This is a genomic window from Saprospiraceae bacterium, from assembly GCA_016716185.1.
Lineage (GTDB): Bacteria > Bacteroidota > Bacteroidia > Chitinophagales > Saprospiraceae > Vicinibacter.
The window spans coordinates 259,888-274,428 of the sequence record JADJWV010000002.1; the positions used below are offsets into that span (position 1 = coordinate 259,888).

Consider the following 14,541-nt stretch of genomic DNA (forward strand, 5'->3'; position numbering starts at 1 on the left):
GTTCATTCAGGCTAAAGGCAAAAGGCTGAAGGGAAAATGGAGGATGGGGTCTTTCTTTACTTTTTGAGATAATCCTTCACGGCATTACCCCTTCCACATTTGGGTACGACTTAAAAACTGCTTTTATTTTATTCTGGTAATGTTATGTTCACGCTTTAGGCAGTAAGTAGTACATCCAAAATAAAGTGGCTGATCTATTTGTAATCTTTTAGAAAAGAAATCGACCTTTAAAAAAAACCGAAAAAGGCATCCAGCTTGATCCAATGCAAAAGTTTATACAACTTAATAAAAGACTTCTAAAAATTCGTTGCACAAAGCACTATAAATGGATAAAGACATTCCATTATTTTAAAAGTTATTTCAAAATCGATGATAATATTTTAATCCATACGAAACATTATTTCAATTGTTCCAAATCAAATATAATTTTCAGAGTTTATGATTCGTTAAATTATTTATTCGGGTACAAGAGAAATTTATATGAAATGAAATTTGAGTGATTGTATGGAAGGCATGGCCACAATTATGAACCTAACATTTACCATAATTAAGAATTTGCAGGATTTAGGCTAATGTAAGGATTTGCTCTTCAAATCTGTTCATCTCACAATTCATTAAATCCCCTTAAAATCCGTTAAATCCTGTCAACTTTCCACTACTTTTGCAAATCCTAATGATATTTCCTAACAAATCAAGATCATGCGTTTAATTTTTATAGTATTGTATTGTTTTGCAAATTTGCCAGGCCCCGCTGCTCAATCTCTCAAAACGCCATTTGAAAAAAACAACAACCAAACATCTACCTATATAGATTGTATCAACTTTTATAAAGCGCTGGAGAAAAAATCGGGCTTGGTAAAAGTTTTTGAAGCAGGTCCATCTGACGTTTCTTTGCCCATTTACACGGTCGTATTGAGTAGTAAAAAAAATTTTACTCCTGAAAAAAGCCGGAAAGCCGGCAAAGCCATATTATTTATAAATAACGGAATTCATCCGGGCGAACCGGATGGCATCGAAGCTTCTATGATGTTTGCACGCGATCTCGTATCAGATCCCAATCAGGCAAAAATTCTGGATGAAATCAGCATCGTAATTATTCCGATCTACAATGTGGGCGGTAGTCTGCTACGAAATAAATATTCTCGGGTCAACCAGAACGGTCCCGATGAATACGGATTCAGAGGCAACGCACAAAATCTGGACCTCAACCGCGATTTTATCAAATGCGACAGCAGAAATGCAAAGACCTTTACCCAATTGTTCAGACATTGGGATCCCGATATTTTTCTCGAAACCCACACAACAGATGGAGCTGATTACCCTTACCTGATGACCCTTCTTTCCAGCCAAAGACATAAGCTGCAAATTGAATTGGCAAATTACATTTATAAGCATTTCATCCCTCCCTTTATAAAATCGATGTCTGAAAGAAATTTAGATGTGATCCCTTATGTAAATTCAGAAGGAGATCCTTCCGGAGGAATTTTTGATTTTTTAGACTCACCACGATTTTCTACAGGATATGCAGCACTTTTTCATTGCATGGGTTTTCTGGCCGAATCTCATATGCTGAAACCCTATAACGCAAGAGTAAGTGCACATAAATTGTTGATGCAAAAGCTTGCCGAACAAACCCGGTTGCAGAAAAATGAACTGCTCCGTGTTCGCGAAGAAGCCAAATCAGCAGCTACTAAAAGTAAGACTATGGATATACGCTGGAAAATCGACAAGTCGCGCTGCGATAGTTTGTATTTTACAGGTTATACTGCTGAAAAAAAAATCAGTGAGCTTACGGGTTTAGAACGCATCTCATACGATAAAAATAAACCTTATTCAAAAAATATTCCCTATTACAATGTTTGCCAACCGGTCAAAACTGTGAAACGTCCAACGGCATACTTCGTACCTGCCGCTTTTGAAATGGTTATCGAGAGATTGAAATGGAACGGTGTACAGATGCATCGTCTCGAAAAAGACAGTCTGGTTCGGGCTCATTATTATAAAATTAAAAATTTCAAAAGCGTTTCTAAACCTTATGAAGGCCATTTTATGCATCAGGAGGTTGAAACAGAATCCATAAGAGATTCGCGAATGTACTTCAAAGGGGATTACATCATTTACACCCAACAACCTGCAATACGTTATATCGTTGAAACGCTGGAACCCGAAGCTCACGATGCATTTTTTGTTTGGAATTTTTTTGATCCCATACTTCAAAGAAAGGAATACTTCAGCGACTATCTTTTCGAAGATCTGGCTGTATCTATACTTGAAAACGACCGGGACATTAAAAAAGAATTTGAAGAGAGAAAGTTGAACGATTCCCAATTTGCTCGGAGCAGCAGAGCCATGCTCGAATTTATATATGACCGTTCAAAATATGCAGAACCGGGCTACCGATTATATCCGGTAGCATTAATTTATCAGGAAGATTGATGAGTACCGGCATCTTTTTGCTGTTTTTCGTGTACACTTTTGAATAGCTCATGGTTTTTTAATACGCTGGCTCTATTTTGATTTGTCAGATTAGATTTGTCTATAATTAACCCAATCTCTGCATTAGAATTGAAAATATACTATATATTGTTGATTATCAATATATAATTTCAAATATATTGCAATAGAAAGGTGATTTACAAAAACCCTATACAAAGCTTATTGCTTCTTGCTTTAAGCTAAGTAACTGGATTCCATGGCATGAATTGGGATTAACATTCAACCTTGTCATTTGAATGACATTCGCTTATCTTTGCACACCCTTTAAATTGTGATATGGGAAGGATATTTGAAGTCAGAAAACACAAAATGTTTGCTCGTTATGCCAAAATGAGCAAGCAGTTTGCACGCATCAGTAAGGAAGTATTTATGGCGGTAAAGGCCTCAGGCCCCAATCCCGATAGCAATCCAAGGTTGAGGGCTGCATTCCAGAATGCAAGGGCCTGCAACATGCCTAAAGACAGGTTGGAAGCGGCGATTAAAAAAGCAGCATCCAAAGACGAGAAAGATCTGGAGATCCTTACTTATGAAGGCTATGGTCCATACGGTGTTGCTGTTTTAGTTGAGACCGCTACAGACAATCCTACCCGAACCGTAGCCAACATCCGTTCCTACTTTAATAAATATGGCGGGAGCCTTGGTACTTCCGGAAGTGTGGAATATTTGTTTGAACACAAATGTAATTTTCGGATCAGGAAAAAACCAGGAATGGATCCGGAAATGCTGGAACTGGAGCTCATTGATGCGGGTTGCGAAGAGCTCAATGAAGATGGAGAAGAACTTGTAGTCTATGGAAATTTTGACGGCTTTGGCAGTCTGCAGGATTATTTTGAAAAACACGAAATTGAAATTATTTCTTCTGGTTTTGACCGGATACCAACTACGACTAAAAAACTTACCCAGGAACAGGAGGAAGAAGTCAATAAATTGTTGGATAAAATTGAAGAAGATGAAGATGTTCAAAACGTCTTTAGTACCATGGAGTGATTTCCATAATAACCCAAAGCATTTTTAAATGAGCACTTTCAGCGAAGATTTTTTGTTGAATGTCAGATTGCATCGCATTGCTCTTTTGGTTTTGCCATTTCTGATTTATGCAAATACGCTCAACCATGAATTTGTGCTGGATGATGGTATCGTAATCACTGAAAATAAATTCGTTAAACAAGGTTTTTCGGGTATTGGTGAATTGCTTACCAAAGATTCATTCTATGGCTTTTTCAAAAAGCAAGGAAAAGAAAAATTGGTTTCCGGAGGAAGGTACAGACCCATGAGTTTAATCGTTTTTGCTGTGACCTATGAACTCTTTGGTGCAAGTCCGTTTGTATTTCATTTTCTGTCCATTCTGATCTATGCCTTGTTGGGCTTGGTCATGTATGTTTGTCTCCAAAAATTATTCTCATTGAAACTGGGTCAAGCCTCCAGACCTTTTTCACTCCTCACATCCTTGTTGTTTATAACTCACCCCGTCCATACGGAATGCGTGGCCAATGTGAAAGGAATGGACGAGAGCCTGGCCTTGTTGTTTTCACTTTTAGCGTTTGTTTTTTTTCTTCAATACCTTGAAGTCAAAAAATATCAGATGATTGCAATTTCTGGTTTTTGTATGCTGCTCGGACTCCTGTCGAAAGAAAATGCAATAGCCTATGTAGTTTTGATACCCTTAGGCACATTTCTTTTGCACGATTACAATAAATCGCAGTTGGTCAGGGCCTCAATGGTATTGATGATTGCGGGACTTATTTTTGTTTTAATGCGAGCAAATACTTTGGGTTTAAACCCATTTACCAGGCTGTCGACCGAACTTATGAACAATCCGTTCATGAAACTTGAAAATGGTCAGAAAGTGGCCATGAATATTTTTGAAAAAACCGGGATCATCACTTATTGCCTTTTTGAATACCTCCGGCTATTGATCTGGCCGCATCCGCTTACCCATGATTATTATCCCAAGCATATTCCATTGTTAGGTCCCTTTTCCTGGAAATCAATTTCGGCAGTAGTGATTTACACTTCAGCCATCGCTACCGCTTTGTGGAGTTATAAAACACTCCGGGTATTTACTTATTGTGTTGCATCATACATCCTTCCTTTGTTTTTAGTTTCGAATATTATGTTCCCGATAGGAACAAATATGGGGGAGCGATTTCTTTTTATGCCTTCATTGGGATTTATCATTGGTCTTGTCTTCCTGTTGCTGAAATTTAATCATCTCAATTACCAGAGGAGCTTTTATATGCTCATGCCACTTTATGTGCTGTTCTCTTTTTTAACGATCAACAGAAATCCAGCCTGGAAGTCCAATAAAATATTATTTGATACCGATTTACATACCTCTGCACAAAGTGCAAAAATTCACAATGCTGTAGCAGGTGTTCTTCTCGAATCGGTACCTTCGATAAAAGATAGTGCCGAGATTCGAAAAATTACCAGCAAGGCCAGAATGGAACTGGAAAAAGCGCTTCAAATTCATCCACTTTACATGGAGGCACATTTGCAAATGGGGAATATTTATTATTACGAAAAGGACTACGCAAATGCGATTGAGAAATACAATTATTTATTGAGTCATTTACCGGAGGACGAAGATGCATTCAAGAACCTGCAAATGGCCTTGCGCGAGCGCGGCAGGCAATTGGGTCAATCCGGTAAACTTCAGGAAGCAACTGATTTTATCAAAAAGGCTTTGGGCATGAACCCAGGTGATGCAGAATGTTTGATGCTGATGGGAATTGCTGAAGGATCTGCAGGAAATAATGATGTAGCCATTGAATATTTCAGAAAAGCAATCCAGATGGAACCTAAAAATGCACAAGCTTATTTTAACCTGGGTATTGCTTTTAAAAATTCGGGCGACGCGATTAAATCAGATTCCATGTTTAACGTTGCAAAAGTAATTGATCCACAGATTTTACAAAAGAACGGCCTGATCGACCAATGAAAATAGTAAAATGCATTTTAATTCTAATATGCTTCTATGGTCGCGCCACCGGTCAGGATAATTTTAACTTGAATGGTCCCGATACCCTGCTCAAAAAAATGACACTTGAGGAAAAAATCGGACAGTTATTTATCATCCGTTCTTTTTCAAACGAAAACGAAGAGCAAACCAGGGATGTCATTCATACAATCAAAACTTTTGGCGTTGGAGGAGTGTGTTTTTTTAAAGGGACTTTGGCTGGAATGACTCAAAAAATAGATACGTATCAGACCGTTTCCAAGTGGCCATTGCTGATGAGTATGGATGGCGAATGGGGATTGGGGATGCGGCTAACAGATGTTTCCAGGTTTCCTAAGCAAATGTGCCTGGGTGCATTAACGGATAATAAACCCATTTACAGAATGGCATATGAAATGGCCAGTCAAATGAAATTGGTTGGACTGCATATGAATTTCGCTCCTGTCGCAGACATCAACAACAACTTGCTCAATCCTGTGATTAACGAACGTTCGTTTGGATCAGACCGGCGAATGGTCACCGCTAAAGTATTTGCTTATATGCTAGGCCTTCAGGATGGTGGCATTTTAGCCTGTCTGAAACATTTTCCCGGACATGGAGATACGGAAGTGGATTCTCATAAGGATTTGCCAGTGCTTCCTTTTTCGAAGTCAAGACTTGACAGCCTTGAACTGTTTCCTTTTGCTGTACTCAGTAAATTTCAACCTGCTGCAATGATGGTTGGGCATTTGCATATCCCTCGTCTGGACAGCACTCCAAATATGTCCGCAACGCTATCCGAGAAAATAAACCATCAAATCCTTCGGGAGGAATTTGGATATGAGGGCTTGATTATAACCGATGCCCTTGAGATGGAAGGCGTTACCAAACATTTTTCAGATGCAGAAATCGCTTTGTTTGCTTTTAAAGCCGGCAACGATATGCTCTTGCTCAGCAGAAATATTTTTGAAGCGGGTAATGCTATAAAAGATGCTATTCAAAGAGGTGAAATTTCAGAAAGGCAGTTGGACGAGAAAGTGAGTCGGATTCTAAATTATAAACACAAAGTAGGTTTGTTTGCGCAGCGAATACCTGATCGTCCCGAAGGATTATTAAAATCATTCAACAAGAGGATCGCAACGCACAATGACCAATTATACAGGAAAGCCATGTGCCTGGGGAGAGACCCCCAGAATCTCATTCCGATCAGAGATATTCCGGCCAAAATAATCACATTAAAGCTAGGAAAGCCAACAGCCGCAACTTTTTTGTCGCGAATTAATGATTATGCAGCTGTTTCAAATTATAGTCTCGAAGATACATCGCAGTGGAATGATCAACTCGGAAAAGCGATTTCAGAAGCCGAACTGATCATTATTCATGTACACGGACTGAGCTTTAATTCACAAAAATCTTTTGGATTAGATCTGCTAAACCTGCAGAAACTTAACCCGCATCTCCGTGAAAAAAAATGTATAGTAGTGATGTTTGGTTGTCCATACGTAGCCATGTATTTTCCTCAACACTGCAGTTTGTTTCTCGCTCATGAAGAGAATGAATTGAGCATGGATATTGCTGCTCAAATGCTGTTTGGAACTGATCCGATTGTTGGAACAGTTCCAATGATGGTTTCTAATGCATTGCAACAAGGAAAATCAATAACCCGACCCTCCCTTTTGAGGATGGGCTATTCTATTCCGGAAACCCAGGGAATGAGCAGCGATAGTCTTGAAATTATTGATAGTATAGTTTATGAACTGATCAGTCAGAAGGCGGCTCCGGGTTGTCAGGTCGCTGTAGCACGCAACAATAAAATAATTTATCAGAAGTCATTTGGCTATTTGGATTATGATTCCTTGAGGAGAGTGGAGAACAATACTATATACGATCTGGCATCACTTACAAAAATTGTCACCACTGCCCCTATTCTATTTCAACTTGAAGACAGAAATAAGATAAAAGCTTCAGATAAGTTCTCCGACTATTTTGAATTATTCCGCAACACCAATAAAGAACAACTCACATTTAAAGATTTTATGATGCACCAGGGAAGATTGCTTTCGTGGATCCCGTATTATAGAAGCACATTAGTTCCAGTCGATAGCCCGGGTCTATATAATCCATTATATTACGATACAATTCCATCCAAGCAATATAATATTCCTGTATGTGAAGGGATGTTCCTCCGGTCGGATTTTGTAGATACGATATTGCAGGTTATTGCTGATTCCAGATTACTCGAAGAGCGAAAATTTAATTACTCTGATCTTGGTTTTTATTTTATACCCAAGTTGGTGCAGCAAGTCACCGGAAAAAACTTTGAAAGATATTTTCAAAAAGAGATATCTGAAAAGTTAGAACTTAGAAATGTTTTATTTAATCCAATAAGAAAAGGAATTCCAATAGAAAGTATTGCTCCTACCGAAATGGATCCATATTGGCGGAAGCAAAGAATACAGGGATATGTGCATGATATGGGTGCCGCCATGATGGGAGGAATCAGTGGACACGCAGGATTGTTTGGAAATGCACATGATGTACTCAGATTGATGCAATTGTATTTGAACAGAGGCCAATATGCAGGAAGGGAAATTCTGAAGGCATCTTCCATTGGTAAAAAAATGACAAGAGATTGGGAGTTTCAGAGAAGGGCTTATTTGTTTGATATGCCCCAACTAAAATCCGATTCGATTAAGCCTTATGTATCGAGCCTGGCATCGAATAGAACAATTGGGCATCAGGGCTTTACGGGTACCTGCGCCTGGGCAGACCCCGATGCCCAAATTAATTATGTATTTTTATCCAACAGGACTTTCCCTTTAGCCGAAAATAATAAATTGCACAAAGAGCGTTACCGGACCAGGATTCAGGAAATTCTATACAAAGCTATCATACCGGATGCTGGTGAAAATCCATATTTTCGTAATGTCAGTTCGGGTTCGGGGGCAGGTCCGTAAAATGCTAACTTTAATCATTCATGTGGCTTAATTTAAAAATCGCATTGCGTTATCTCGTTGGTAAAAAATCATCCCAGGCAATCCATTGGATCACCGGTATTTCGATTTTTGGGATAGCTGTGGGCTCTGCTGCCCTGATCATTGTTTTATCTGTATTCAATGGATTTGATGAACTCGTAACCGGAATGTTCAGTAAACACAATCCTGACATTAAGATCATTTCCAAAAATTCCAAATATTTTACAGAAGATTCCACGTTGGTACAGAAAATTTCAAAAGAAGCATATGTAGAATTCTTATCGCGTTCATTCGAAGAAGTTTGTATGTTTCAATATAAGGATGCTCAGGAATTTGGAATCATAAAAGGTGTAGAAAAGAATTTTCAGGAGGTTAGCCGGGCCTCAGAGGGAATGATCGAAGGAGAATTTACGCTCCTGGATGGTAACAGACCACTTGCCAATATTGGGTCTGTTCTGCGCAACAAATTAGGCGTGAGCTTGCGGGAATTTCATGAACCGGTCAGGATATTTTTGCCAGATTCCAAAACCGATCAAATTCAAAATGCCAGTTATCAGGATTTTTTATTGCAGGCACAGTCCATTTTTATTTTTCATCAGGAAAGCGATTATTCTACAATTATAACGGATCTCAATTATTTACGGTCTAAATTAGGAAAAACAAAAATTCTTAGTTCCATAGACCTTAAGTTAAAATCCGGATTTGATACAAAATTTGTAATTGAAACACTGGAAACTTTGTTGGGCAATGATTACATAGTAAAAGACCGGTACCGTCAGGACGAAGCTTTTCTGAAAATCATGAAACTTGAAAAATGGCTTTATTACGCATTGTTCAGTCTTACCATTTTGCTCGTATCGTTTACGGTGGTGGGTGCGCTGTGGATGATTGTTTTGGATAAGCGGTTTGATATTTCAATCTTAAAATCATTGGGAATGGCTGACCAACGAGCACAAAATATCTTCATCCTGTTGGGTTTATTGATTTGTTCATTGGGATTGATTATTGGGTTTTTTCTCGCTGTTGGTTTTTACATCATTCAGAAAAAATACGGCCTTATTGGGATCCCTGCGGAATTTGTCATCGATAGTTTTCCCATGCAAATGCGAAAGATTGATTTTGTGATCGTTTTGACCACAGTATTGATTATTGGTTTGCTGGCTTCCATAATGCCTAGCAAAAAAGTAGCAGGAATCAATCCCGTATTTCATGAAGAATAATTGACTAATTTTGCGCCCATGGAAGATTGGGAATTGGATTTTGAGTGGCTGCGTATCAGGCACTTCGTTAGAGATCGCCTGGGTTCCAAATCACTGCCTGATCTGAATGCAATTTTACTATTAATTGGTATACAAGAACTTGGAAGATTAAAACCGGGGAAATTTACCAAAGAAGAGAAAACCGACCTGATGCATATAGCCAGCTGCAAACTGTTGAGTGAAGATGGATATTATGCCCTGAAAGGTCTGGATCAGGATGGATGGCCACATTTTGAAAGTCTGAAACCATTTTTGATTAAGGGTGTTAGTGCTCAGGAACGCTATCTGAAAGAAAAAGCGGTATCTTTTTTCAAATTACAATACGCAGCAGAGCTTTCCGTTGAGTTGAATGCACCGATTGATGAATTGAAACCATAAATTGATATGACTAAGTATTTATTTCTTATTGCATTTTGTTTTGTTTTTACTTTTTCATGTAAAGACGGAGGTAAATCCTCTGCCAAGGGAACTCTGGCGGTTATTGAAACATCCCATGGCAACATCAAAATCAGGTTGTATGACAGTACTCCAAAACATAAAGAGAATTTTATCAAACTGGTTAAAAGCGGATTTTATGATGGTTTGTTATTTCACCGCGTGATCTCTGGTTTTATGATGCAGGGAGGTGATCCTGTATCCAAAGACGCTCCTCCGGGTATTATGTTGGGCAATGGTGGTCCGGGATATACCATTCCCGCTGAAATTGGAGCCAAACATTTTAAGGGAGCTTTGGCTGCAGCCAGGCTTGGCGATTCGGCCAATCCGAAAAGAGAATCTTCCGGTTCCCAATTTTATATTGTTCAGGGAAAACCGGTAAGTTCAGATGAGTTAATTATGATGACCCGTAGTAAAAACATTGCCTATACTGAAGAAGATAAGAAAAAATATGCAACGCTGGGAGGTGCACCATTTCTCGATGGAGAATATACCGTTTTTGGCGAAGTGGTCGAAGGGTTGAATGTCGTGGATGCGATCTGTAGTCAGCCTTGTGAACCAAACAGCCGACCAGTGACCGATGTAAAAATGAAAATAAGAATGCTCTAAATTATATTAATAAGCGATCATGATGTTTCCTCCAAACCGTTTTATTTCCTGGATTTCCATAGCTTTAATTTTTTCGTCCTGTGCCCGGAAATCTGAATTGTTTCAAATCCGCCAAAATCAGGTAAAAATGCCGGCAGAAGTCCAGTTTGAATGCCAAACTGAAAATTTTGATCGCCTGGAATGGAATTTTGGCGATGGTAAAACGTCTGCCGAAAAAAATCCAAAGCACCGGTATTTGAAATCGGGAATTTACAATGTTCAATTAAAAGTTATAAAAGGAAAAAAAATGGATATTTCTCAGCATAAAATTGAAATTTTGCCTCCGGAGGGTTGTGTAATTAGCATTGAAACTCCCTTTGGAACCATGTTGGCCAAATTATACGATCAGACTCCACTCCACAGGGACAATTTTTTTAAACATGCAGAAGAAGGGTTTTACAACGAATTGCTGTTTCATCGCGTCATAAGTGGCTTCATGATTCAGGGTGGAGATCCAAATTCGAAAGCAGCTGCACCTGGTAAAATGTTAGGCAGCGGAGGTCCGGGTTATACCATTCCGGCTGAGTTCAATCCTCAGTTTATACATAAAAAAGGAGCCATTGCAGCAGCAAGGACTGGCGATCAGGTGAATCCAAAAAAGGAATCTTCGGGTTCCCAATTTTATATAGTTCAGGGAGCTTTGCAGACCGATCAGAACCTGAATATGGTTGAAGATCGAAAAGGCATTAAATACAGCGAAGCGCAAAGGAATATTTATAAAACACTGGGAGGAACTCCCTTTCTGGATATGGAATACACCGTTTTTGGTGAAATTATTGAAGGGCTGGATATCGTTGATAAAATTGCCTCGGTTAAAACAGAACGAGGCGACAGACCCTCTGAAGACGTTAAAATGGTCATCAAAGCCCTGCACTGACAGAATAAAGAGCTGTTATAAATTCGGAACAGCCGTCTGACAGGTATAACATTTGCTTTATTATTGAAAAAATGGCTTGAATTGGCCAGGAAATGAGCATATGTGATTCCACTTTACATTGCTCTGAAAGAAATTTAGTGACTGCAAGCAATTGCATCATTGCTTGTTTTTTTTGTGAGGTATCTGGTGGATGATTTTAACCGCAAGCAATAAATTGAATGGAAGGAACTTTTAATGAAACCGAATTATAAGTGGATTTTTATCGAAGACAAGCATCGCACTATAAAGGAAATGCCTTTCGAACACGCAGAGCGCAATAAAACAGAATTTAGATATTGAAATACCGGATCATACTTTTAACATCCTTATCTTCTCTGAGTTCAGGTAAAATTTCGAACAGGATTTCGTGAAGATTTGGATTTTCTGAAAGGGCTTCCTCCAGGCATTCTATCGCGTTTTCCCTGCAATCATTCATAAAATAAAATGCGGATTTGCAATAAAGCAAATCTGCCCCAAAACTATATTTATCAGAACGATTAAGGAATTTTTCGGCTTTGATAAGTTCTTTTCTTTTTAATAAGAAAGAAATAAGCATAGACCAATACTGGCTTTGCTCCATTCCATAACTGGCAGCTTTTTTATAATGCGTTTCTGCTTTTTTAAAATTCCCGAGATTTTCATATGCTTTTGCGAGACCCGCCTGAAATTCTTCTCTTTGCTCATCGAGGTCCAGCGCATTGAGATAATATTTGATTGCTTTTGGATAGTTGCCTTCGTATGAAAAACATTCAGCCAGGTAGAAAAATATTTCTTCGTTGTAAGGATCGTGATAAACAGCTTTCTGCAATTTATGCTTCGCTTCCTTGTGTCTGTTGAGCTTTATCAGGCATTCTGCAATATAAACGACCAGCTCTCCATCAGGACCAAAAATATCATTAGCATCACTATAACACTGAAGTGCTTTTTCATATCGATTAATTTGGAGGCAAAGCTCGGCACAATCCAGATAGCCTTGTTCAAATTGCGAATTAATGAGAAATGAATATTCAAGGGCATCTACTGCAGATTCGTATTCGCCGATGCAGGAATAAGCATGGCCAAGATTGTACCAGGCCAAATAAGAGTATGGATTTTTATCTATTATATCCTGGTGAAGACGAATGCTCTCTTCGTATTTCTTCGAAAACTCAACGCTTACCCAGATTTGTTCAAGAGCTTCGTGATTGTTAGGATTAAGTATGAGCGCTTCTCTCAGCGTATCGAACATTTTATTAAAATCTTTCATGGTTTCGTAGATAAATGCTTCAACCAATAATAAATCAGGTAAATCGGCTTTTTGAATTCTGCATTTCAAATCCATGATGATTTTCAGACTTTCATCAAACTGTTGGATCAAGGCACTGGCCCGTGCTTTCAGAAATTGGATCTCAGGATTCATTGGAGAAATTGCATACGCCTGATCAAGAACGTCAAGGGCAAGCATGGCCTGTTGGGAAGCCATCAGCAATTTAGCTTTCAATAAATAAAAATCCTGTTTGTACTTGTATAAGTGAAGGGCCTGGTCGGTGAGGTTTAGGGCTTTGTCAAATTGAAACTGTCTTTCATAGTGTTGAATAAGCCTTATGTAATAAGACTCTTCGCAATACTCGCGATTAATGAGTTGACCTTGTTCCTCAAATTCAGTAATGAGTTTTGAAAGAATGTGATCCGGCTTCGTCCTTTTCGGCATATCTTCCCAGGGATTATTAAATGCGCTGTAAAAGTAACATTATTATCCAGAAATGCTTCTTTGCTTCATTCTTTTTTTAGCGCAGAGAGTTCGTATGATAAAAGCGTATATTTGATGAAAAGTCAGAATTACAATTTCTTACACTTTACCCAATATACGCATGTGTAAATTAGAATTTTGTAACTCGTTAATTCTCACTTGTTAACTCGTTTCTTGCCTTTTTTTAAAAAATTCTAAATTTTTTTTCCCGGAAAGGAATAATCCGGTAAAAATGAGGATCCCTGACAGGAGGTAATTCCATTTCCATTGGTCTTTCCCCGTCCATAATGCGAAGGCTGTACCAATAAGAGGCTGCAGATAAATGTATATACTCACCAACGAAGGATCAGTGTGTTTAAGCGCATAAGCATTGAGTAAATAGGCTCCGAATGTAGTTGCCAGGAGTACAAATGCAAATGCAAGCCATTCCTCGCTCCCAAATTCCTGAAATTGCACAGTCAATAATTCGTTGTATGCAAAAATTCCTACCGGTAGAACAGAAAAAGTAAATAAGGATGTAAGAATGTGAAATGGACCATATTTGGCAATTAATGGAGGAACCTTGACCAGGTAATATCCATATAACAAAGCATTAAAAAATACCATGAGGTCGCCCAAAAGGCTTGAATTTGTATTTTTATTGCCTACAGAACTGAGAATGAGAGAAACAACTCCTGCCAAACCGATCAAACAAGCAAACCATTGTCTTGAATTGAGTTTTTCTCCTAACCAGACTTTGATGATCAGGACCAGGAGTGGTGTGCACACCATCAATAAAGCAGCATGAACAGGGGAGGTGTTTTTCAGACCATTGAAAAATAACAACTGGTTGCCCAACACCCCTGATATGCCACAAATTATTAATGGAACCAGGTCTTTCTTTTCATAAATAAAAAGCGTTCTTGTAATGCATAAAAAAAGGAGGGCTGTCGAAAAAATTCTAAAGAAAACAAAAGCATTTGGGCCTAAATATCCCGGATCGAGGATCATTTTCGCAATGCTGTAATTTGCCCCATAAATTAATGCGACAGCAAAGAGTGCAAGGTGGCTATATAAACGGTGATTCAATTCGGGGCAAATCTATTGAGAATATGAATATTGAGGATGTAAGTTGCGGGCAGACTTTTGGCGTAAAATCACGTAAA

At 38.7% G+C, this 14,541-nt stretch carries 10 protein-coding genes; 8 read left to right on the forward strand and 2 right to left on the reverse strand.

The annotated features are described in order from the left end of the window. The first annotated feature begins 699 nt into the window (after positions 1–699). From IPM34_02915 to IPM34_02950, 8 genes are all read left to right on the forward strand, one after another. Positions 700–2,436 carry a M14 family metallopeptidase gene (locus IPM34_02915; GenBank protein MBK8954492.1) on the forward strand — a complete coding sequence of 579 codons (1,737 nt, stop codon included), beginning with the start codon at positions 700–702 and terminating at the stop codon, positions 2,434–2,436. Positions 2,437–2,772: 336 nt separating this feature from the next. Further along, positions 2,773–3,483: a YebC/PmpR family DNA-binding transcriptional regulator gene (locus IPM34_02920; protein ID MBK8954493.1), complete on the forward strand. Its 711-nt coding sequence runs from the start codon at positions 2,773–2,775 to the stop codon at positions 3,481–3,483. A gap of 28 nt (positions 3,484–3,511) precedes the next feature. Continuing rightward, the gene (locus IPM34_02925; GenBank protein ID MBK8954494.1) at positions 3,512–5,437 is read left to right on the forward strand and encodes a tetratricopeptide repeat protein; all 1,926 of its coding nucleotides are present in this window, start codon (positions 3,512–3,514) and stop codon (positions 5,435–5,437) included. Continuing rightward, entirely contained in the window at positions 5,434–8,391 is a 2,958-nt protein-coding gene (locus IPM34_02930; protein ID MBK8954495.1) for a serine hydrolase, read from the forward strand. The genes IPM34_02925 and IPM34_02930 overlap by 4 nt, the downstream gene beginning before the upstream one ends. Before the next feature lie 20 nt (positions 8,392–8,411). Beyond that, a complete protein-coding gene (locus tag IPM34_02935) occupies positions 8,412–9,629 on the forward strand; it encodes an ABC transporter permease (protein ID MBK8954496.1) in 1,218 nt (405 codons plus the stop codon). Between the two features lie 18 nt (positions 9,630–9,647). After that, positions 9,648–10,046, forward strand: a complete 399-nt coding sequence (locus IPM34_02940; protein MBK8954497.1) for a hypothetical protein — start codon at positions 9,648–9,650, stop codon at positions 10,044–10,046. Between the two features lie 6 nt (positions 10,047–10,052). Beyond that, positions 10,053–10,712 (forward strand): peptidylprolyl isomerase, encoded by a 660-nt coding sequence (locus tag IPM34_02945; protein ID MBK8954498.1) that lies wholly within the window; start codon positions 10,053–10,055, stop codon positions 10,710–10,712. 22 nt (positions 10,713–10,734) lie between these two features. Beyond that, positions 10,735–11,628: a peptidylprolyl isomerase gene (locus IPM34_02950; protein ID MBK8954499.1), complete on the forward strand. Its 894-nt coding sequence runs from the start codon at positions 10,735–10,737 to the stop codon at positions 11,626–11,628. A gap of 328 nt (positions 11,629–11,956) precedes the next feature. Here the strand turns inward: IPM34_02950 and IPM34_02955 are convergent, their stop codons facing one another. Together IPM34_02955 and IPM34_02960 are read right to left on the reverse strand one after the other, a co-directional pair. Further along, positions 11,957–13,357: a tetratricopeptide repeat protein gene (locus tag IPM34_02955; protein MBK8954500.1), complete on the reverse strand. Its 1,401-nt coding sequence runs from the start codon at positions 13,355–13,357 to the stop codon at positions 11,957–11,959. 201 nt (positions 13,358–13,558) lie between these two features. Next, positions 13,559–14,464, reverse strand: a complete 906-nt coding sequence (locus IPM34_02960) for a DMT family transporter (protein ID MBK8954501.1) — start codon at positions 14,462–14,464, stop codon at positions 13,559–13,561. Positions 14,465–14,541 lie beyond the last annotated feature (77 nt).

Excerpts from the sequence above, each read along its gene's own strand:
- IPM34_02920 (MBK8954493.1), top strand. The coding sequence starts at position 2,773 with ATGGGAAGGATATTTGAAGTCAGAAAACACAAAATGTTTGCTCGTTAT.
- IPM34_02935 (MBK8954496.1), top strand. The coding sequence starts at position 8,412 with ATGTGGCTTAATTTAAAAATCGCATTGCGTTATCTCGTTGGTAAAAAA.
- IPM34_02955 (MBK8954500.1), bottom strand. The coding sequence starts at position 13,357 with ATGCCGAAAAGGACGAAGCCGGATCACATTCTTTCAAAACTCATTACT.
- IPM34_02925 (MBK8954494.1), top strand. The coding sequence starts at position 3,512 with ATGAGCACTTTCAGCGAAGATTTTTTGTTGAATGTCAGATTGCATCGC.
- IPM34_02950 (MBK8954499.1), top strand. The coding sequence starts at position 10,735 with ATGTTTCCTCCAAACCGTTTTATTTCCTGGATTTCCATAGCTTTAATT.
- IPM34_02915 (MBK8954492.1), top strand. The coding sequence starts at position 700 with ATGCGTTTAATTTTTATAGTATTGTATTGTTTTGCAAATTTGCCAGGC.
- IPM34_02930 (MBK8954495.1), top strand. The coding sequence starts at position 5,434 with ATGAAAATAGTAAAATGCATTTTAATTCTAATATGCTTCTATGGTCGC.
- IPM34_02945 (MBK8954498.1), top strand. The coding sequence starts at position 10,053 with ATGACTAAGTATTTATTTCTTATTGCATTTTGTTTTGTTTTTACTTTT.
- IPM34_02940 (MBK8954497.1), top strand. The coding sequence starts at position 9,648 with ATGGAAGATTGGGAATTGGATTTTGAGTGGCTGCGTATCAGGCACTTC.